Here is a 20,490-nt window from a genome sequence, read left to right as displayed (position 1 = left end):
ATGGTTCATTTTGTCCGTTTTTCTCGTCGAAAAGACACAGTGAACACCGTGGTGCCCTGAAAAGGGTCTTTAAAACCATACTTTTTTCAATTTTTGCCTCTTTAAATTTTAGCATGCACAATGGCGTGGATTCAAGGAGCCGATGTCGCCTTGTGGCCGGACAGCGAGAGCGTCACCCCTGAGCGGGACGATGAACACGTCACCCATGACGAACAGGGGCGACGTCTTCATGAAGACGAAGGGAGCGCGGCGGTTGCTCGTGGTTGAACAGGCATCGGCCGGGAAGACCACGGTGCGGGAGGCCGGCGAAAGGATCGGCTTGAGTTCTCGGCATGTGATTCGACGTAAAAACAGGTTTCGCAAGGAGGAAACTTCGGGGCTCGTTCACAAGGGACGGGGCTGTGCGCAGCACGCGCGTTTCCGCTCCCGCAAAACGGAACGGAACCTTCTCCGCCTCGGGATTGGCGCATCCCGATCATTTGAGAGAAAATGAAATCCCCGGAGGTTCCTGTTTGAAGATGCGGGGAGACAGTTGCACGCACCGAAACGCGACGTACCGGGAGGAGCGGAAATTTCCAGGCTCCGCTCCGACGTTCCTCCGGCCGGCGATGCCGGGCACGGGGAGGGCATGTCTCGCCGGAGAGACCACGGTTCTTGAAGTGAAGGAGGGATCGACAACCATGCGGGTTCTCTTTGCGGATGTCATTTTCGAAAAGGTCTTCGGACGGGCGGGGGTCTCCCTGGAAGGACACGAGGTTCGGACGGCCACGCCGGAGATGCTCTTCGACGAGCTTCCCCGGGCGGAGGCGGTGATCCTTCCGCCGCTTGCTTTCGGGGAGAAGCACCTCGCCGCAGCGCCGAACCTGCGCCTTGTGCAGCAATGGGGTGTGGGCGTGGAAAACATCGACCTGGCGGCGTGCCGCCGGAGGAACGTGCCGGTCTGCAACGTCCCCTCCAGGGGAACGGGAAACGGGGAGAGCGTCGCCGAGATGGTGCTTCTCCATCTCCTTCTTCTCTCCAGGCGTTTCGCCGCGAGCCAGGAGAATCTGCGCAAGGGGCGGCTTCACGCGCCGCTGGGAAGCACGCTCTGGGGCAAACGGGCCTGCGTGGTGGGACTGGGCAACCTGGGGCACTGCATCGTCGAACGCCTTCTCTGTCTCGGCGTGACTGTGGCGGGCGTCAACCGAACACTCCGGGAGGAACACGCCTTCTGGGGAATGGAGCAGGTCTTTCCTCTGCACGCCCTCGGCGAGGCCGTCCGGGGATGCCATTTCATCATCCTCGCCGTTCCCGAGACGGCGGAAACGCGGGGGCTCGTGAACGCCGAGGTGCTGCGCGCCATGGAGAGCGGAGCGTTTCTCGTGAACGTGAGCCGGGGCAGCGTGATCGTCCGCAAGGACTTGGAGGAGACGCTCCGGACCAGGCGTCTCGGAGGCGTAGGGCTCGATGTGTTCTGGGAGGAACCGCCCTCCCCGGAGGATCCGCTTCTCTCCCTCCCCGAGGTGGTCGCCACGCCCCACCTCGGCGGCGTGACCCGGGAGGCCCATGAAGGCATCGCCCGATTCGTCCTGGAAAACCTGAACCGCGTCGCCCGGGGAGAAGAGCCGCTCTCCCGCGTCACCGACTGAGCGCGCTCCTCCTCAGGCGTCCCAACAGCGCGCCGGTTCGCTCCGGAACCCGGCTCCAAAGAAGGAGGATGAGCAGAAGGGACATGCCCCAGAGGACGCCGAGGTCAAAGAGGGGCGTGGGGATGACAAGATCTCCGAGGCGCTTGAAGGGCGCAAAAAGGTGCGCCCGCCCCAGGCGTGATTCCGGTGCCTGGGCGATGGGAAGGACTTTGGGAACCAGGCGAGTACCGGAGAGCACCACGCTGTCTCCGTCGAGGACGACGCCGAGGACCCGCTTCTCCACTTCTCTGTTCAGCGTGCGGTTTCGCAGTGCTTCGAAGCCCGCATGTCCGAGTTCGTCCCGGAGGGTGTCCTCGCTTTTTTGTCTTCGCTCCGCCGCCTGAGCGCGAAGGGACTTGAGCAGCGCTTCCGCGTCCTTCAGAAAGGCGAGGACACGTCGCTGCGTCTTCCTGCCGTAGGATTCGGGAGAGAAGTCATCGCTTTCAAGGGGAACGGAAAGTCCCGTAAAGCGCTCCAGGTAGGCCAGCTCGTTCTTCAGCGCCGTCAGGCGACGGGAGATCTCGCGCCGTCTCTCCTCCGGGGTGGGGGCAAAAGGATACGCGGCAAGTCCGCGAATCTCCGGGAGGTGGTTTCCAAGAAGGTAGTCCATCCATCGTCGGGTGTTCTCGTCGTCGAAGAAACGACGTTGAAAGGGACTGTTCCGGTAGTGCTCGACCAGAAGCGCCTCGTATCCCCAGCGCGTGGGCATGAACTCCGCCACGAGGGGAACGTTGCGGTTGCCTGCGTTCTTCCGGAGAAGCTCGTCGTAGGGGATGGTCGGCCCTCCGAGCATGATCTTGGGAACGAGCAGCATGGGAATGAGAATGTAGACGGCCACGGAAGAGGTCACCGCGGCGGAGAGGTTGAGGCCGAGCATGCAGGCGCAGAAGGCGGCACTGAAGAGGATCGCCCAGGTGGCGAGTGTCATCTGGGGGATCTGAAGAAGCGCGTTTCCCGCCAAAACGTACAGCCCCGCCTGAAGAAAGGCGACGCCGGCGAGGTACGTCGCCTTGGCGGTGATATAGCTTCCCCAGCTCAAATGAAGAAGGCGCTCCCGCTCCAGAACCTTCCGGTCCCGAACGATCTCCCCCGAACTGACGGAGAGCCCCAGAAACACGGCGATGACCACGCTCATGAAGAAATACCCGGGAATGTTTCCGTTGTCCCGGAAGACATAGGGCGCACCCCAGGATCCACGGAAGAGGAGCCCCGCCAGAAGTCCCAGAAACGGCGGCTCGAGGAGTGTGGTGCGCAGGTAGCTTCCGTTGGCCGTGCGGCTTCGAAAGGTGCGGCGGAGAAAGACCGCGAACTGACCGAGAGGCGACGGGCGCCAGAGGCGCCGTTCCGGAAGGTCGATGTCGGAATCTGATTCCGGTCCGCTCCCTTCTTTCCCGCCCGTCTCCTCGCGGTGCGCCAGGTAACGTGCGTGCCATTCCTCAGGGGAAACGCGACGCGTTCTCGTGGCGAATCCTCTGTCGTCAACGGTCTTTTCCTCGATGATCTCGAAGAGCTGCTCCGGGTTCACGTTGCCGCAGTGCGGACAGGCATACTCCTCGTTTCCGGCCCGATAGGCGGCGGTGCGGAACGTCACGAGCGCATCCAGGGGATTTCCGTCGAAGATGGGGCGTCCCCCCGTATCGAGAATCCACAGCCGGTCGAACATTTTGTACACGTCACTGGAGGGTTGATGGATCACCGCCACGACGAGGCGCCCCTTCGCGGTTTGAGCCTTCAGGAGAGCCACCACGTTCTCCGCATCCGCCGAGGAGAGTCCGCTGGTCGGCTCGTCCACGAAGAGGACGGACGGCTCACGGAGAAGTTCCAGAGCGATGTTCAGCCGTTTCCGCTGCCCGCCGCTGATGCACTTCTCCAGCGGTGTTCCCACCCGGAGCGAGGCGATGTCGGGCTGTTGCAGCTCTTCGAGCACCTCACGGCAGCGCCGGCGGATCTCCTCGTCGCTGCGGTCGGCAAGACAGAGCCTGGCGTTGTAATAGAGATTCTCAAAGACCGTGAGGTCCTCGAAGAGCAGATCGTCCTGGGGAACGTAACCGAAAAGCCCCTCCAGCCCGGAGCGGTTGCCTGTCACCTCCGCTCCGTTGACGGAGAGACTCCCCGAGCATGGTGCAAGACGCCCCGTGAGCACGCCGAGCAGGGTGGATTTTCCCGAACCGCTCCCTCCCATGACCGCCACGAGTTCTCCTCCGGAAAGGGAAAAACTGAAGTCGTGCACTCCCGTGTTCGTGCTTCCGGGATGGCGGAACTCCAGATGTCTTCCTTCGAAGCGAAGGACCTCCCGGGCCCCTCCGGACTCGGCAAAGACCGCGACGATTTCCGAAAAGTGGAGGCGTTCCCCCTGGGCCGTGCCCAGTACCGATCCCGGCTTCAGGAAAGCGATGGCATGAGGTGGAAGAGGGCTGCCATCCAGGAAAAGGTCCGTGTCGAGGGAGCGGCAGAAGTAGCTCTCGCCTTGGCTGAACCGGAGGACAGCGAAGGAACGCGACATGCGACGACGGGCGGGAAGATCCCTCCCCCGGCCTCGCCGTGCCCCTGGAGGAATTTCGGGGAGATGGACCAGAAACTCCGGACCGGTCTCCTCTTCCCTGAAGGGCCTGCCGCAGAAGAGGCGTACCGCATCGAGAAGCGTGCCTTCCATGCGGAAGGACTCCGCCACGAGACCGTCGATGCGTTCTCCCGAAGCCACACATCCGACTTTTTCGACGATTTCAACGAAATGCACCAGGGCAGCCACCTGTTCGCGCCAGGGAAGACGCTGTCGGAGTTCCTCCGTCACGTGCACCGCGTTCTCCCGGAGACTGGCGGGATCCTCTCCCTCCTGTATCTCCAGAGCCAGATCAAAGAGATCCAGGTAGGGCTCCGTTCGGGCCAAGCCGAGGTATTCCCCGAGATAGGCGGCCACCTTCTCCCGCAGGGCGGCGCGGGAGGGCGGAGCCAGGAGGGCCGCCTGAATGGCGAAGAGATTGAGAATCGCGTTCAAAAGTATTTCCGTCATGGCGGCCACCATTCAGAAAAATCGCCGCTCCGGGCGGAAACCCTCCGGAGCGGCGAACCAAGAGCGTTCAGTTGCAGGGAGTGACGAGAGGATTCCGCACCGTCTCGACGATGGCGAGGATATTCCGGAGGTCCTCCTCCGTGATGTTTCCTATCTTCTCCTTCACGATCGTCATGATGGAGGTCACCACGGCTTTGCGATTCTCCACGTCGAGAAGCTGCGCCAGTTCTCCGTCGCCCGAACAGGCGTCGAGCATGTCGAAGGTGATGCGCAGTTGGGGCAGATGGACATCAACCAGTTCGACGAATTCGGGAGTCACCCCGGCGGCGATACCGAGCTTGGAGAAGAGGTAGAAGAGTTCGAGAGTGCTCCCGTAGAACCCTCCGAGAAAGGTGTTGAGCAAGACAGGATTTTTCTTCGACTCCTCGATCATCATCCGGAGGTACGCGATGGCGCCCTTTTTCTTCGCGTCGTGATCGCTGTTGTCTTTCAGCCGGGGAATCGGAAGATCCCGAGGATAACCGATTCGCTCCTCAAGCTCCATTCTTGCGGTGAGAATCTCTTCTATTTTCTTTCCGAAAAGATTGGCGTAGGTGACGTCCAGCGCGTACATTCCCCACAGGACGTAGAGTTGGTCCGGCGTCTTGCAGGCGATGATGCCGGACCGGGGAACGGTGATCTCTCCGTTCCAGGAAAGCCCCGCATCCTTCATTTTCTCCAGGAGACCGAAGAGCTGGGAAAGCTCCTCCTCATCCACAATCTGCACAAGTCGCTCCGCCGCCGCTTCCAATGCTTCGGTGCGGCTCTTCGCCTCCGCGGCAGCGGAAACAGGGGCAAATTCCCCGAAAAGGAACAGCGCGAGAACAAGGGACGCGGCAAAAGCAAAAAACATGGCAGTCTGTCGCATTGATCGCATCACTCCTTCATTCTTCCAATCATTATTTCTCCGTACGTTTTCCCGACCGTATCCATCCTCTAATGATGACACCCCGTTAAATTACGCAAGAGGATTAAAAATACCATCGCTATATGGAAGAAACGTGATACGACAAAATCGGTGCCTGCAACAGAACAACCGCCTGCAAAAAACGACACATCCTGAAGGGATCACGCAACCCCGAAAAGTTCTCGAAAAATCTCATTCACCGTCTCGATGGAGGAACAACGTGTCACGTTGTCGCCGCAGAAGAAGAGCCCCTCCTCCCAATCGCCGCGATAGGCGTCCACGAGGGCCTGAGCGATGCAGAAGGCTTTGCGTTCCTTCTTGTAGGAGCAGTGGGAAAGGCAGTTGGCGATGCAGGGTTTGCTCGTCACGTCCCCTTCGAGGTACTTCGCGACGAAGGGGTTTTTGATGGCCCGTCCCGGAATGCCCACGGGGCTCATGATGACCACCACGTCCTCGTCCTTCGCGTCGAGATAGGCCTGCTTGAAACGGTCCGCGGCGTCGCACTCCTCGGTGCAGGCAAAGCGGGTCCCCATCTGGACGCCCCGGGCACCAAGGGCGAACGCACGCTGCATGTCCTCGCGATTCCAGATTCCTCCCGCGGCGATGACCGGGATATCCGCCTTCACTTCCTCCTCGAGATACGCCACCAGTTCGGGCACAACCACTCCGAGAGAAAATTCCTGGGCCGTCACGTGTTCCATCTTCGTCGCTCCAAGGTGTCCTCCCGCGTGAAGGGGCGTCTCCACCACGAATCCGTCGGGCAGCCTTCCGTAGGACTTTTCCCATTTTCGGAGCACGAGCTGTGCCGCCCTGGTGGAACTCACGATGGGCACAAGAGCGACCTGGGGAAAGTCCCTGGTGAGCTCCGGAAGCTTGAGCGGAAGTCCCGCGCCGGAGATGATCACGTCCGTGCCTCCTTCACAGGCGGCCTGAACATGGGTTTCGTAATCTGTGAGAGCCACCATGCAGTTCACCGCAAGGATGCCCTCCGGAGCGACCTTGCGGGCCTCCCGGAGGGCATCGTGCAACGCCAGCCGGTTCGCCTCGAAGTAGTTTCTGCCGTTATAGTGCGGTGACGCGCAGGCAACGCCCACGCTGGCGATGGTACCGATGCCTCCCGCCTCCGCCGCGGCGCCGGCAAGGCGGGGACCGGAGATCATGACGCCCATGCCTCCCTGGATCAGCGGAAACCTAGGGGTGTGCTTTCCCAGGGTGAGTGTCGGATTGGTCATTTTTGCTCCACTTCCTCCCGTGTAGGTGCCCGCGCTGCGGACGCGGTACGTTTTCTGGAAATAGGGTTTCCATTGTACACTCTTTAGCGTTTCTTCTCCACGAAAAAACAAGGAGAATGAGACGGTAGCACCGTTCCGGAAAAGGCGCGCTCCCGGCGCGCTCTCAGTGAGGAGCGCCTCCCGTCCTTCCGGGAAAACGCTTCCGATACACCGCCATGAGCCTCGCCAGGGATTCCGCCACGTCGTCTCGCTCTACCTTCTCCGCGACGACATCAAGGGCGGCATGCACCTCTTCGGCCGGAACGGAGCCGAGGGGTCTGTCCTCGGGAAGTGCACCATTCCGTGGCGGTGGGGGAACTCGTCCCACTGACACGGTGATGCCGGAGACAAGGATGTGCCACTCCCTTTCCAGGTTCTTCACGATGCGTGCTCCCCGCATGACAAGTTCCTGGGCTGCCGCCGGGCTCTCCGCCACGACGAGGAGTTTTCCCTCCACGATCCGTCTCGGAGCGCTTCGCTTCGCCAGAAGCGGACCCACCACGCTCTCCCAGTTCCGGGCACTTGCAGCAACCCGGACCCGGATTTTCGCCCCCTCTGGAAGAGAGTTCCAGAGCAGTTCCGAAAGAGGCTTCGCCGATCCCCTCCTCACAGTGCGTCTCATGACGATCCTTTCCTCCGGCGTCGCTCCAGGGCGATCCAGAGCAGTTGGAGATCCGCGGGGGTAACCCCGGAAATCCGCCCCGCCTGTCCCAGTGTCCTCGGATGCACCGATTCCAGCTTCTGGAGCGCCTCGGAGGAAAGACCCGAAACACCGCGCCACTCGAAATCGGCGGGAACATCGACCTTCTCCATGCGGGCGAACCGTTCGCAGGCTCGTTCCTGTCTCTCCACGTATCCTGCGTACTTCACCTCTATCTCCACGCGCTCCCGGATCTCTTTCTCCAACGGCTCCCCGGGAGGAACGATGCGGGCGAGAAGTGCGTAGTCCGTCTCAGGACGGCGAAGCAACTCCTCCGCGGTGACGCTCTCCGAGAGAGGCGTGCTTCCTGCCTCCGAAAGGAGCCGGTTCACCTCAGGAGAGGGAGAAATCCGAATCGAGCGAAGCCGTTCCAGTTCCTCCTCAAGAGCTTTCCATCTCCGAAGCAGGACGTTCCAGCGGCAATCGTCCAGGAGTCCCAGTTTTCTTCCCAGAGGGGCGAGACGACGGTCTGCATTGTCGTGCCGCAGAAGAAGACGGTGTTCACAGCGGCTTGTCAGCATGCGATAGGGCTCCCTCGTGCCCTTGGTGACCAGATCGTCCACGAGAACACCCGCATAGGCCTCGGAGCGACCCAGAACCACCGGGGACTCCCCGCGGAGGGTGAGCACCGCGTTGATGCCGGCGAGGATTCCCTGAGCCCCCGCTTCTTCGTAGCCGGAGGTTCCGTTGATCTGTCCCGCGCAGAAGAGTCCTTTCACTCCTTTCGTTTCGAGCCAGGGAGTGAGCTGTGTCGGAGGGAGATAGTCGTACTCGATGGCGTAGGCGGGACGGAGAATATGAGCCTTCTCGCATCCGGGAAGGGAACGAACCATGCGCTCCTGAGCCCAGAGGGGAAGGCTCGACGAGAAATTCTGCATGTACACCTCGGCGCTACCTCTGGCAGTGGGCTCAAGAAACACTTGGTGGCTCTCCTTGTCGGGAAAGCGCACCACCCTGTCTTCGATGGAAGGACAATACCGCGGACCGATGCCCTCGATACGTCCCGTGAAGAGCGGTGATTCGCCGAGGGCTTCCCGGATGATACCATGGGTCGCCGCAGTGGTTCTCGTGAGGTAACAGGCAAAGCCGTCGTGTACTTTTCCTTCGCTCCAGTGGGAGAAGCAGAGGGGTTCCCTCTCGCTTTCCTGAGGCGTGAGGGATTTCCAGTCCACCGTATCCGCATGGATCCGCGGCGGCGTCCCCGTCTTCAGGCGTCCAACCTCGAATCCGTGCCGTCGCAGATCTTCCGTAAGCCCCTCCGCCGCAATCTGACCAAGAGGTCCGGAGGGAAAGTTGACCAGGCCTATGTGCACCTTTCCTCCGAGATAGGTTCCCGTGGTGAGAACAACCCGGGGCGCTCCGAACCGCACCTGTTCTCTGGTGACCACTCCTTCGACACGACCCCCGGAGACGAGAAGTCCTGTCACGAGGCCTTGAAAGACATCGAGGGAGGGGACGGATTCAAGAACATGCTTCATGAAGCGATGGTATTTCCCGAGATCGCATTGTGCGCGCAGAGTGCGCACTGCGGGCCCCTTAGAGGTGTTCAACACCCGGATGTGCAGTGTCGAGGCGTCCGTGGCTCGACCCTGTTCTCCTCCGAGGGCATCCGTCTCTCTGAGGAGATGTCCCTTCGCGGGGCCTCCCATGGCAGGATTACAGGCCATGAGAGCAGTATTGTCCAGAGAGAGATTCAAAAGCAGCGTGGAAGCGCCCATGCGAGCCGCCGCAAGGGCCGCTTCAGTCCCCGCATGACCTCCTCCCACAACGATCACATCGTAGCGCTCCTTCATCTTCCTTCGCCTTCCTCATTTCAAAGGAGAAATATATCCTTCGTGAACCCTCCATTCTTTTCCGGGCCACTCGTAGGGCGTTCCCTCCGCTGTTGCGGCGAATATCTGCCATCCCGTCGCGGCAAGAGAAGAGAAGAGAAGCCCCCTTCCCTCTCCGTCAAGTTCCGCCGCAACTTCATCGAGAAGAAGCAGAGGACAGCGCCGCAGACGGCGCTCCACCGCGTACCCTGCGGCAAGCATCAGAGCGACGGCGAGACGGCGGCGTTGCCCCCTACTCAACACGACCGAGGCTGCCTGTTCCTCCACCCCGAGGAAAAGATCGTCCCGATGGGGACCCACAAGAGGAGAGCCGACGAGGCGTTCCCTTTTTTCCAGAAGGGCGAGAGATTTCCAGTATTCCTCTATGGGATTACCCTCTCCTGCACATCCTCCTCGGGAAAAAACGAGGGACACCTCCGCGGGAAGAAGCGCATGCATCGCGGAGAGTCCCTCCACAAGGAGACGAACGGCCATCTCCCGGGAACTCCAGAGCCATCCCGCAAGAGGCGCCAGGACTCTTGCGGTGAGCCCCACATTCTTTCCCTGGCGCAGGAGAATGACCCTCGACCGAAGAGCCCGTTTGTACTCATGAAGTTTCAGTGCGTACAAAGGAAGCAAAAGAGCACAGAGCTGATCCAGAAACCGTCTCCGGATTCCCGGAGATCCCTCCACGAGAGCCAGATCCTCCGGAAGAAACGCGAGAGAAGGAACCCTTGGACGAAGATCCGCCGCACCACACCGTTTTCCATTGCACCCGAGCTGTGTGGCTCTGCCTACCACAGCCGCGGACACGACCCTTTCCTCTCCCTCGAACTCTCCCGACAGATAGGCTTTCTCGTCCTTCCCCCAGGTTCTCATTTGGGAGGTTTTCCTCCCAGGAAAGGGACCCCATCCGGTCATCAGAGAAAGTGCCTCCAGAGCATTTGTCTTTCCGGCCCCATTCGGACCCACGAGAAGATGAAGTCCTTCGCCCCATTCAATGCGCTGGACGGCAAGATTGCGGAATCCTCTCCATTCTGTTCGCTTACAGCGCATTCTCTCCCGAAAGAACATCCTCCTCCGAAAGAGCGATGGGCATGGCCACATAGAGAAACGCGTCATCGTCGGGACGCGACATGGTCATCTGCCCTACGGAACCGTTGAAGGAAAGATGTACCAGAGTTCCGGAGACCGCCTTAAGACCGTCAAGGAGAAAGCGCACGTTGAAGGCGATTCGGAGAGGTTCTCCGTCTATCTCCGCGTCGAGTTCCTCCACGGCGTCTCCCACCTCGGGAGCCTGGGCGGAAATATGGAGGCTCCCCGCAGGGGAAAGCTGGAGCACCACCATACGAGTGAAATCGCGAACGACAAGATCCATCCTCTCCACTGCAGCAAGGAGTGCATCCTTGTCCATCACCATCCAGGTCGTTCGATCCTTGGCGAGAAATTTCTCGTAGGCCGGAAATTTGGTATCAATACGCCTGACCGAAAACTCTCCTCCGGGAAACTGGAAGAAAGCCTGGGCTCCGTCGACGAGAATCCGCACAGGATCCTCACCTTCGCAGGAGGAGAGAACCCGGCCGAGCTCCCGGAGACCGCGAATGGGAAGAACGAGTTGTGTCCCTTGAGTTCCTTCTCTCACCATCGTCCTGGAGAGAGAAAGCCGTCGTGTATCCGTGGCGGCGACGGTGAGCCGCCCCTCCTCAAGTTGTAATGAAGCACCACTCAGATACTGAGGAAACTCGTCGTTTACCGACCCGGAAATACTTCCCTCTCCAAGAACGCGAAGCAGTTCTCCACAGGAAAGATCGCAGTAGTATTCTCCCGTGGCGGAAGAAGGAATCCGGGGAAATTCCTCCACTCTGTACGTTCCGAAACGATATTTATTCCTTCCGGCAGTTATAAGAGCACTTCCCTCACTCACTTCTACAGTGAACTGCTTTGCCGGGATTTTCTTGAATATATCCCCCACTACCTTGACGGGAAACACTGCTGATCCATCTCTTTCCACAGTGATTCCCTGGGCATTACAGGTAAGACATGTCTTCAGATCCGTCGCCTGAAGCGTAATTTGACTTCCCTCAGCGGTACAGAGGACTCCGGTAAGAGTGTTCACGGCACTGGAAGTACCTACATTCCGCTCGGCGAGTTGCCAGCTTTTGAGAAAAGGAACTTTGTCGATGGTAAGTCTCATCGGCGATCACATCCTTCCACAATTAGTACTGCCTTTTATCTCTTGAAGAACAGTCGTATAAGCAGTAGGGGCTGTGCGAACTGTGGAAAAGTCTTATGGAAACCTACAGTGGAGGAGAAGAACCTGTGGAAAAGAGGAGAAGGGATTCCTCCTTGTTATCCACATTATCCACAGAATGATTGTGGAAATACCCTCCTCAGTCCGTTTTCCACAGTACAATACACCGGGGAATCACAGCTTTTTACGGATGTTATCCACAATACTCGCCACGCGAATATTGGTCCTGACAAGTTCCTCTATTTTTCTGCAGGCATGGAGTACCGTCGTATGATCCTTCTTGTTATAGGCGAAACCTACCTGTTGCAAACTCGCTTCGGTGAGTTCTCTGCAAAGATACATTCCCACTTGACGTGCCAAGGCTATTTCAGACGTTCGTTTAGCGCTCGAGAGATCTTCCACGCTAAGACCAAAGGCCTCCGCCGTGAGCTGTTGGATGAGATTCACGCTTACCGGACCTCTGGAGACGTTTTTTATGATGTCCTTGAGCCATTCCGAGACGTTTTCCACGGTAATCGGTTCCATATTTAATTGAGAGCAGGCGACGACCCGATTGAGTGAACCCTCCAATTCCCGAATGTTACTGGGAATATTTTGGGCAAGAAAATAAATGACGTCTTCGGGGACGCTGTAACCACGAAACTCCGCTTTTTTCTGGAGAATGGCGATGCGCGTCTCCAGGTCGGGAGGTTGTATATCCGTGACGAGGCCCCACTCGAAGCGACTTACCAGGCGTTCCTCAATGCGCTGAATTTCCTTCGGAGGTCGATCGGAGCTGATGACGACCTGTTTTTTCGCATCATAGAGACTGTTGAAAGTATGAAAGAATTCTTCTTGGGTGCTCTCTTTGTTTGCAAGAAATTGAATATCGTCAATGAGAAGGACATCTACATTACGATATTTTGCCTTGAAATCCTGAGTACGGTTATTTTGAATGGCGCTGATGAGTTCATTGGTGAACTTCTCGGAACTTACGTAGACGACTTTCGTGGAGGGATTGCTGTCCCACACGTAATGTCCGATGGCGTGCATGAGGTGTGTTTTTCCCAATCCCACTCCTCCCCAGATGAAAAGAGGGTTGTAGGCAACACCGGGAGATTCGGCTACGGCAAGGCTGGATGCGTGTGCGAGACGATTCGCTTTTCCCACGACGAAGGAATCAAAGACATACACGGGGTTGAGTCCACCCTTGTTCCCCTGGGGAGGCTGAGCGGCGCGCTCCGCACGCTTTTGCTCGTCACCTCGAACCTCTGTCCCTACCTGGAGGATCACGCTCTCGGCGATCTCAAGCTGTTGTGCGATCTTATCCAGAGACGGAAGAAACCTTGTCTGGATCTGTTCTTTCACGAACACGTTCGGAACGTCCAACACGAGTCGCCTCTCGCTGAGAGAGACGGGAAGGCAGGTCTTGAGCCAAATCTCTGCCGCTCCGGCAGGGAGGTCCTCTTTCGCCGCGGAGAGAAGAGCGGTCCAAAGGATATTCAGTTCGTCTGTCATAACAATCACTCCAGAGAAAAACGGCGATATGAGGCAAAAGGTTTTCCACAGCGGTGCAGTCCATCTTACCATACAAGCCCCTTTGAGGACGATTTTTCGTGGAAAACTCGAAGGAAGAGTGCGACCAAAAATTTGTGTATAAAGGTCCACTTCCGTTTGAATTCTTACTTCATTTGTGGATATATGCACGCCGATGTCTCCAGTTTTCCACAAAAGGGGAAAGTCGGAGGAGAACTCTGTGGATAGGGTAAGAGACGTTACGGGAAGGGGTGAGAAAGTTGTCCACAAAAAATACCGTTTTTGATATCATTCCCAAGCCTTGAAAGCACAAAAAGAAAAGTTATCCACGCTCTTATCCACATATGTGGATAAGAGTCGTCATTTTTTCCCCAGAAGTCCACCGTTTTTGTCTTTCTCCTTCGCGCTCTTCCTGAAAGATACGAGGAGAACTATACTTGGGGTGTGAAAACGACGATACGAGTGAAGGAGGATGGCTATGCAACCCATACTTCACATTGTCAGCCACACCGATATGGACGGAGTCACCGCCGCCGCCGTGGCATGGCACGCCCATTATCCGGAGAATGCGCCTCTCCGAGTAAGTCTCTCCGGGTACGGCGAGGTGGATGAACTCATGCTGGAAACACTCCGGGGAAATGCGAGACTCCTGGTGCTCGATCTGTTCTGTCAACGTCGGGAGACGGTGGACGAGGTGGACACCCTTTTCCCCGAGGGCGGCGAACCGTTGCTCTTCGACCATCACAAAACAACGGAGGAGCGTTTCGGAAACAGAAAATGGATGGTCATCGACACGAGCGCCTGCGCGGCCAAAGTGTATTACGACTGGATTCTGAAAAGGGACATTCCGACCGCTCCGCGGCGGCGGCTTGACTCTCTTGCGGATCTCGTGGACATCGCCAACGACAGGGATCTCTGGCTCGGGAAAAGGGAGGAAAGCCGCCTATGGCAGGCTTTAGTGACTCTCTGCGGCCCCTGGAGCGTCTTTGCCCGTCTCGTGGCGAACCCCTCCTCTACGTTGACGGAGGAGGAAAGAGACGTGGCGGAGTGTTTCGTGGTCCGTCAGGAGGAACGATTCTCCCGGGCGAGGGAAAAGGTGATCCGATCCGGAGACGCTCTTGTTTGGGTCGGGGCGGACCTCCTGGAGTACGGGGACGTGTCCGATTTCTGCGGTCTTCTTCTCGATCGCTCGGACGATCCCCCAAGACTGGTGGCGGTGGCGAACCGCAAGGTCTCCGGCGATTGGGCCATCTCCATGCGGAGCCGGGAAGGACTTGCGGGACGTCTCGTCGGGCTGCTCAGGGATGGGCGAAAGGTCCGCGGCGGCGGTCACGGGGATGCAGCGGCACTCTACTACCCCTCTTCGTACAAGGAAGGGCAGATCCGGGACACGTTGCTCTCGGGAATCCGCACAGCCGATGACCAGGACCGCCCCATGGGACTTTCCCTAGGGGATCTTCTGCAGGCGAAGCTGAGCAAATGAAAGAAGGAAGACAGGCAATGAAGGAGCGACTTCGCAAGAGCTATGTGCTGCGCATCGCCGTGGTATGCGTTCTCTCCCTGTTCCTGGGATTTCTGGCGGACCGGGCGGTGTTCTCCCTCTGGTCCAGCGAGGGAACCTGGATCGTGCGCGTGGAGTCCATCGGCGCAAGAGAGCCGGTTCCCCTCGACATGCCGGAGCCGCAGAACGGCGACCCCCAGAGCAATGAGTCCCTCGGAGAGTGGCAACAGGTCCGTATTCCCCTGGTGGTGCGCTTCCTTACGGGCGACCGCAGGGGTGAGCAGGAGCAGGTCGTGGTGGAGCAGCTCGCCAACAGCGGCATTTCCCTGAATGACGGAGACCGCTATTTTTTGGGATGCGACACCTTCCCCGACGGCTCCATCCAATGTTACGTGAGCGATTTCTACCGGGTTCCCTGGGTGGTGGGATTCATCTCCCTCGCCGCGGGGGGCCTCGTTGCGAGTGCCGGCGTCGCGGGCATTCGGGCTCTTCTGGGACTCGTCCTTTCTCTTGTGGCGCTCCTCGGGTGGTTTGTCCCGGCGGTGCACGACGGCGCGTCGCCCATTCCCTACTCCATCGTCGCGGTGGCGTTGGTGACGGCCTTCACAGTCCTTCTCGTGGTGCGTCGCAAGCACTGGCGCCCCGTGGCCTTCCTCGGCGCCGTTGGCGGTGCCGTCACCGCCTCGGTCATCGGCTCCGTCATGGTCTGGTTCTGGAAACTCTCCGGCATGGCTGGAGAGGGAGGTGCTCTTCTGGCCTCTACACTTCCCGGGCTCTCCCTCAAGGGACTTCTGCTGGCATCGGTCATCGTCGGCTCCATCGGCGCCGTTTTGGACGTTGCCGTCTCGGTGACCTCCACCGTGGCGGAACTCTCCACCTACGACCCGCAGATCACACCGACCCGTCTCTGGCAGGCGGGGCTCGGCGTGGGGCGCGAGGTGCTTGGGAGCATGGTGAACACCCTCATCCTGGCCTATCTCGGGGGGTCGCTCCCCTTCGTGGTGCTCATCGCCGAAGCGGGTCCCACCTTCTTCGGCTTCTTCAACGATCCCAGCATCGCCGAGGAAATCGTCCGCAGTCTCGCGGGGACCATGGGGCTTCTGCTCACGGTACCTATCACGGCCTTCCTCGGCATGTGGTGGCACAGACGGGATCAGCGGATGGGAGGACAACAGGGCAAACCGGGCATGCGCAGACCCTTTTCGAGCTGAGTTCGACGCCGCGTCGCACGCGAGAACACGCCCGCAGCCGTTTTTTCCTCGGTCTTCGCCCCGTGGGACGACATGGAAAAAGGGGGAAAAAGAATGCTTCTGAGACGGGAATTCTCCTTCGACGCGGCTCATCGGCTGGAACAGTATCATGGCAAGTGTGAGGCGCTCCACGGGCACACTTATCGTTTCGCCGTCACCATCGCGGGTGATCCCGATGCCGAGGGAATGGTGCTTGATTTCGTGGAACTCAAACGCATCGTCTCCGAAAACGTTCTGTCTTCCCTGGATCACTCCTATCTCAACAACGTGATTCCCCAACCCACCGCGGAATACATCGCCCTCTGGATCTGGAGGCGGATCGAGCCGTTCCTCCGGGAACGTGGCGCATCCCTCTTCGAGGTCCAGGTGTGGGAAACCGCCACCTGTTCCGTGATCCTCCGCAGGGAAGACCTGGAGAAACTCTCGCCGTGACGCTCTGGGAGGAGACCTTCGCCCGGCCGGAGACCCTTCGCCGGAGGCTTGAGGAGATGGGCTGCTCTCCGGAGGACATGGCCGGCCCGGAGTCAGTGGAGGATGTTCTTGCCTTCCATCTCTTCCGGGCGCCGGAGGCCGTTCGGAACATTCTCTCCAGAGAGGCCGCCGCAGCGGGGATCCGTACGGCATGGCCCCGCCGGGGGGCGGAGACTGATTCCGGGGAAACGCTCCTCCTCGGCACGCCGAAACAGCTTGAAAGAGTTGCGACAATCCTTGCTGCCGTTTCGGACGCGGAGGCGAGGATATGGGGAGAGCGACTCCGGCGCGCTCTCGCGGGCAGAGCGATCCGGCAATGGACGCTTCCGCTGCCCCGGGGACGGGAGCTGCGTCTGGGAGGGCGAACCCTGATCATGGGAATCCTCAACCTCACGGAGGATTCGTTTTTCGCCGAGAGCCGCGTGAGCGGTTCCTCCTGCGTCGCCCGGGCTCTCTCCATGGCCGAGGAGGGAGCGGACATCCTCGATCTCGGTGCCGAGTCCACCCGACCGGGAGCGATCCCTGTCTCCGAAGAGGAAGAGACGGCTCGCCTCGTTCCCGCCCTGAGAGCGATTCGGGAACATCTCCCCGAGGCGGTGCTCTCCGTGGATACCTCGAAGGCGTCCGTGGTGAGGGCCTGTATCGCCGCAGGAGCCGATCTGGTGAACGACATCTCCGGACTCGGTTTCGACCCAGATCTCGCCTCCGCCGTAGGAGAGCTCGGCGTTCCTCTGGTGCTCATGCACATCCGCGGAACTCCCGAGACGATGCAGGACGATCCGCGTTACGGGAACCTGGCGGCGGAAATGAATGAGTATTTTGAAGAACGCCTCTCCAAGGCCGAAGCGGCGGGCATTCCGCGGGACCGGATCATCCTCGATCCCGGCATCGGCTTCGGCAAGACCACGGCCCACAACATGGCACTCCTGCACCATCCGGAGTTTTTCCGTTCCTTCGGAAGACCTCTTCTCGTGGGACATTCCAGAAAAAGCTCCTTCGGAAAGATCCTCCGTCTGCCGCGTCCGGAGGATCGGCTGGAGAGCACGCTGGCGGTCACCGCCCTCTGCGCCTGGCAGGATGTGGAGATTCTCCGGGTTCACGACGTGCGGGAGAACGTGCGGGTGGTGCGCACCATCGAGGCGGTGAAGACTCTCGGCGCCTGATTGCGATTCGCCGGCCAAGCGCGGCGTACCCTCCGTCGGGAACCTCTTCTCCGGTATTTTCCCTTCAGAAAAATAGTTGTGTGCGTCAAGCCTGCGCAAAAAAGTTTTCATGGTGTTCTGCGGCCCTCTGCGGCGAGGAGTCGCACTTTTCCAGGAGTGCCTTTGTGTGTTCGATCAACAGGTCTATGTTGAGGTAGCGGCTGGACACCAGTCACGCCTCGGAGGGTTCGACGCACGGTGTCCGTATCAGGCGCCGACATACGCGTCGTTCGGGAAGGTATGGACGATCCGAACAAGCCGTCTCCTGCACGACAAGGTTTCCTCACGCCGTTTTCGCGGCGTTCTCCCCGCTCCTCCCTGTTTCCGGAGTTCGTCTTTCCCCTTGGGTGGCTTTACACACGTCAAACACAACAGGGCCTGAGGGAGAGCTCTCCGGGAAAAACAGAGAGGCCCACGGCACGTTCTTCGCTGAGATGGAGTCACCACAGCATCCGGCCAAGAAAATCCGGATTCAAAAAAGAATTTTTGCTTGAAAAAAATGAAATTATCAAGAAAAATTTTAGGAAAATCCTTCGTTGACAAAATCTTTTACATGCGTTAGTCTATATTCGCTGACGTGCTTGCAGAGCACCCTAGTTTTTTAGCACGCGGAGACTATGTATCTTTATTTCAGTTTTTGCACTGTGTCGCCCCTCTTTGTTCTCTTCGATTCCCCTTGGATGCACTTCGAAAAGATCCTCCGTTTTTCGTTGCCGCCGTCGTTTTTTGACTTGAAACCACCCTTTGCATGCAAAAAAACCCTTTAAAAATGAAAAAATTATAAATCCTTCTTCGGGAAGGATTCTTGGGATAGGCAGGGTGTTTCCCGAAAAGGAGGACGCAGGGGAGGTGAGCGTCGGGAGAAACGTGGAAGGAGCGGACCTTGACGCGAGAAAGAGCGGCCCGGGAGGAACTGTGGTGGATTCATTGGGGGATTCGGAGGTGAAACAAGGATGTCGATCCACGAAAAGATGATCAAAGAGGCGGTCGGAGCGACACGTTCCGTCTATGGCGTCATCAGAGAAAAGCGGGGAGGCGTATTCAAGCTGACGGATGCCAAACCCTACGTGGACGCGGTCAACACCATGACCGCCGAAGGAGGGCAGTGCAAGGAGGTCATCGATCTCCACGTCAAGTCCGTGAACGCCCATTACGAGATTTTGTGCGGCCTCACCGACACGATTCGTCCCGAGGACGACCCCTTCGTCGAGCACTACCAGACTCCGGCGATCCTGGAAGTCCTCTACGAGAGCGATCCGGCGTTCAAGAAATCCATGTGGCAGTTCATCGACGCTCTCGCCGCGAACAAGGCCCTCATCGGCCTTGAGGCGGTACGGCGCTACGGCGGCATGTACGGTCCCACCTGCGTGGTGGACTTCGCCATGTCCGTGGGTTCCGTTCCGAACCTGGTGAACCGGATTCTTCGCAACATGGACATGCCGAAGGAGCACAAGAAGACCATTCTCGCCTCCAAGTCCTGGGGGATGAACACGTCCTACGGTCTCGGAGGCGCCTTCCGGGCGGCCCTGGAGGCGGGAAAGAGCGCTGCCGAGGCGGAACAGGCCGAGGTCGAGACGCTCCAGTTCATTTACCGGGAACCCATCGCCGCCCAGACCCACCTCATGGCCACTCATAATCTCGGCGGCCACGGCGGCCACAGCTCCTTCGACGTGGGAAAATACATGAAGCAGTACAAGGACAGAATGCAGGGCTCCATCGAGGCTGCGGCGAAGGCGGGAGTGCACTACGCGAACATCTGCGCCGTGCCCGCCTACTGCGTGGGTGACGTGGGGCACCATATCGCCCAGTCCGCCTACAACATGTTCAAGGACGACATGGCCTTCGGCATCTACGAGTCGGTGATGGACGTCTTCGAGGCGACGCTCAAGAAAGGGCTTGAGACGGAGGCCTTCAAGAGCGAGTGGGACGTTCTCGCGGTGGCCACGGGAGCGCCCGCGGCGGCGTCGGCCTACATCCTCTGGCTCGACAGTTTCACCGTTCCCATGGTGGTGGATCTCCTCACGAAACGCTTCTACAACTACGCCGCCATGAATCCAAAGCGTGGCGAGGCGGACGAGCTGCACAACGTGGACTTCATGGATGTTCTCGCCAGGGGAGAGCAGATTCTGGACATTGCTCCCATCGGCGCGGGAGCGAAGATCAAGGGAATTCCCCTCGACTTCTCCCCCATCGACAAGCATCCCGTGGTGTCCAATCCGCAGCGCTACACCTATCCCGCCTGTGCCATCACGCAGCGCTTCGCCGCCCTCATGAGCCTGGCGGATTTCCCCTGCTATCTCACTCCCGAGTGCACTACGGCGACGCTGATGACGAACATCATCGCCCTCAAGCCCGACAAGCCCGGTGCACCCGTCCGGGCCTGCAAGGGATGCGCCGTGACGTCCCTGATCAAGAGGAACGTGCCCTACGTGAAGGGGTGCGGTCAGGGCGACAACGGCTACTGCGAGTGGCATCTGTCGGTCTAGGTTCGGCTCCGTCTTTGCGGGAGGCTGGAGCGTGCTCCGGTTCTCCCGCTTCGTTTCGGGAGGGAAGAGTATGAAAAAAGTACTGTTGCAGCTCGACGCGGATGAACATCCCAGTGTGTTCGACGCGGTGACGGCCCTCGACGCGGAGGTGGATGTGCTGCTCCGCCACGGAAACGTCCGGGCCGAGTCTGTCCAGCCCCTCATTCACGGACTGCTCTTTCCCCGCGGTCCCGGGGATCTCCATCACAGCGCCGTTTTCATCGGCGGCTCCTCCGTCACCGCGGGTGAGGCGATCCTCGACGCGGCGAAGGCCGCTTTCTTCGGTCCTTTCCGCGTCTCCGTCCTCTTCGACCCGAACGGCTGCAACACCACCGCGGCGGCGGCGACGGCGAAGCGCTCCCGCAGGGAC

General features: G+C 59.2%; 16 protein-coding genes. 8 read left to right on the top strand and 8 right to left on the bottom strand.

Going from position 1 to position 20,490, the window contains the following annotated elements; translation table 11 throughout:
* Nucleotides 1-142 precede the first annotated feature (142 nt).
* Together Q1K49_RS14835 and Q1K49_RS01365 are read left to right on the top strand one after the other, a co-directional pair.
* Nucleotides 143-493, top strand: a complete 351-nt coding sequence (locus Q1K49_RS14835; RefSeq protein WP_366146029.1) for a helix-turn-helix domain-containing protein — start codon at nucleotides 143-145, stop codon at nucleotides 491-493.
* Between the two features lie 187 nt (nucleotides 494-680).
* On the top strand, nucleotides 681-1,628 hold the full coding sequence (locus Q1K49_RS01365) for an NAD(P)-dependent oxidoreductase (RefSeq protein WP_300521927.1): 948 nt from the start codon (nucleotides 681-683) through the stop codon (nucleotides 1,626-1,628).
* On the opposite strand, the gene Q1K49_RS01360 is transcribed toward Q1K49_RS01365, so the two are convergent.
* The 8 genes from Q1K49_RS01360 to dnaA all read right to left on the bottom strand — a co-directional run bounded on the left by Q1K49_RS01360 (nucleotide 1,618) and on the right by dnaA (nucleotide 13,153).
* Nucleotides 1,618-4,677, bottom strand: a complete 3,060-nt coding sequence (locus Q1K49_RS01360; protein WP_300521925.1) for an ATP-binding cassette domain-containing protein — start codon at nucleotides 4,675-4,677, stop codon at nucleotides 1,618-1,620. The two genes, Q1K49_RS01365 and Q1K49_RS01360, sit on opposite strands and share 11 nt — an antisense overlap.
* Before the next feature lie 67 nt (nucleotides 4,678-4,744).
* Nucleotides 4,745-5,584, bottom strand: coding sequence for a hypothetical protein (locus tag Q1K49_RS01355; RefSeq protein ID WP_300521922.1), 840 nt, complete (start codon nucleotides 5,582-5,584; stop codon nucleotides 4,745-4,747).
* Nucleotides 5,585-5,784: 200 nt separating this feature from the next.
* Nucleotides 5,785-6,855 carry a nitronate monooxygenase family protein gene (locus tag Q1K49_RS01350; RefSeq protein WP_300521919.1) on the bottom strand — a complete coding sequence of 357 codons (1,071 nt, stop codon included), beginning with the start codon at nucleotides 6,853-6,855 and terminating at the stop codon, nucleotides 5,785-5,787.
* A gap of 163 nt (nucleotides 6,856-7,018) precedes the next feature.
* Entirely contained in the window at nucleotides 7,019-7,516 is a 498-nt protein-coding gene (locus tag Q1K49_RS01345; protein ID WP_300521917.1) for a DUF721 domain-containing protein, read from the bottom strand.
* Nucleotides 7,513-9,387, bottom strand: a complete 1,875-nt coding sequence (gene mnmG / locus Q1K49_RS01340; protein WP_300521914.1) for a tRNA uridine-5-carboxymethylaminomethyl(34) synthesis enzyme MnmG — start codon at nucleotides 9,385-9,387, stop codon at nucleotides 7,513-7,515. The genes Q1K49_RS01345 and mnmG overlap by 4 nt, the downstream gene beginning before the upstream one ends.
* A gap of 15 nt (nucleotides 9,388-9,402) precedes the next feature.
* Nucleotides 9,403-10,461 (bottom strand): DNA replication and repair protein RecF, encoded by a 1,059-nt coding sequence (gene recF / locus Q1K49_RS01335; protein WP_300521912.1) that lies wholly within the window; start codon nucleotides 10,459-10,461, stop codon nucleotides 9,403-9,405.
* Complete coding sequence (dnaN, locus tag Q1K49_RS01330) at nucleotides 10,451-11,599, bottom strand: DNA polymerase III subunit beta (RefSeq protein WP_300521909.1); 1,149 nt, start codon at nucleotides 11,597-11,599, stop codon at nucleotides 10,451-10,453. Before dnaN ends, recF begins: the two co-directional genes overlap by 11 nt.
* 231 nt (nucleotides 11,600-11,830) lie before the next feature.
* Complete coding sequence (gene dnaA / locus Q1K49_RS01325) at nucleotides 11,831-13,153, bottom strand: chromosomal replication initiator protein DnaA (RefSeq protein ID WP_300521907.1); 1,323 nt, start codon at nucleotides 13,151-13,153, stop codon at nucleotides 11,831-11,833.
* 496 nt (nucleotides 13,154-13,649) lie between these two features.
* Here dnaA and Q1K49_RS01320 point away from each other — a divergent pair, with 496 nt between their 5' ends.
* The 6 genes from Q1K49_RS01320 to Q1K49_RS01295 all read left to right on the top strand — a co-directional run.
* Nucleotides 13,650-14,654: a phosphohydrolase gene (locus Q1K49_RS01320; protein WP_300521905.1), complete on the top strand. Its 1,005-nt coding sequence runs from the start codon at nucleotides 13,650-13,652 to the stop codon at nucleotides 14,652-14,654.
* A 17-nt stretch (nucleotides 14,655-14,671) separates the two neighbouring features.
* The gene (locus Q1K49_RS01315) at nucleotides 14,672-15,883 is read left to right on the top strand and encodes a YibE/F family protein (RefSeq protein WP_300521903.1); all 1,212 of its coding nucleotides are present in this window, start codon (nucleotides 14,672-14,674) and stop codon (nucleotides 15,881-15,883) included.
* 93 nt (nucleotides 15,884-15,976) lie between these two features.
* A complete protein-coding gene (gene queD / locus Q1K49_RS01310) occupies nucleotides 15,977-16,354 on the top strand; it encodes a 6-carboxytetrahydropterin synthase QueD (RefSeq protein WP_300521901.1) in 378 nt (125 codons plus the stop codon).
* Complete coding sequence (folP, locus tag Q1K49_RS01305) at nucleotides 16,351-17,556, top strand: dihydropteroate synthase (protein ID WP_300521899.1); 1,206 nt, start codon at nucleotides 16,351-16,353, stop codon at nucleotides 17,554-17,556. The genes queD and folP overlap by 4 nt, the downstream gene beginning before the upstream one ends.
* A gap of 992 nt (nucleotides 17,557-18,548) precedes the next feature.
* Entirely contained in the window at nucleotides 18,549-20,081 is a 1,533-nt protein-coding gene (locus Q1K49_RS01300) for a DUF2193 domain-containing protein (RefSeq protein ID WP_300521896.1), read from the top strand.
* A 70-nt stretch (nucleotides 20,082-20,151) separates the two neighbouring features.
* Nucleotides 20,152-20,490: methylene-tetrahydromethanopterin dehydrogenase N-terminal domain-containing protein (locus Q1K49_RS01295; RefSeq protein WP_300521893.1), on the top strand; the 339-nt coding region annotated here is incomplete at its 3' end.

The organism is Aminiphilus sp., assembly GCF_029975095.1.
GTDB lineage: Bacteria > Synergistota > Synergistia > Synergistales > Aminiphilaceae > Aminiphilus.
The sequence above is the reverse complement of the archived record's forward strand: the minus strand, read 5'-3'. Positions and strand labels throughout refer to the sequence as shown.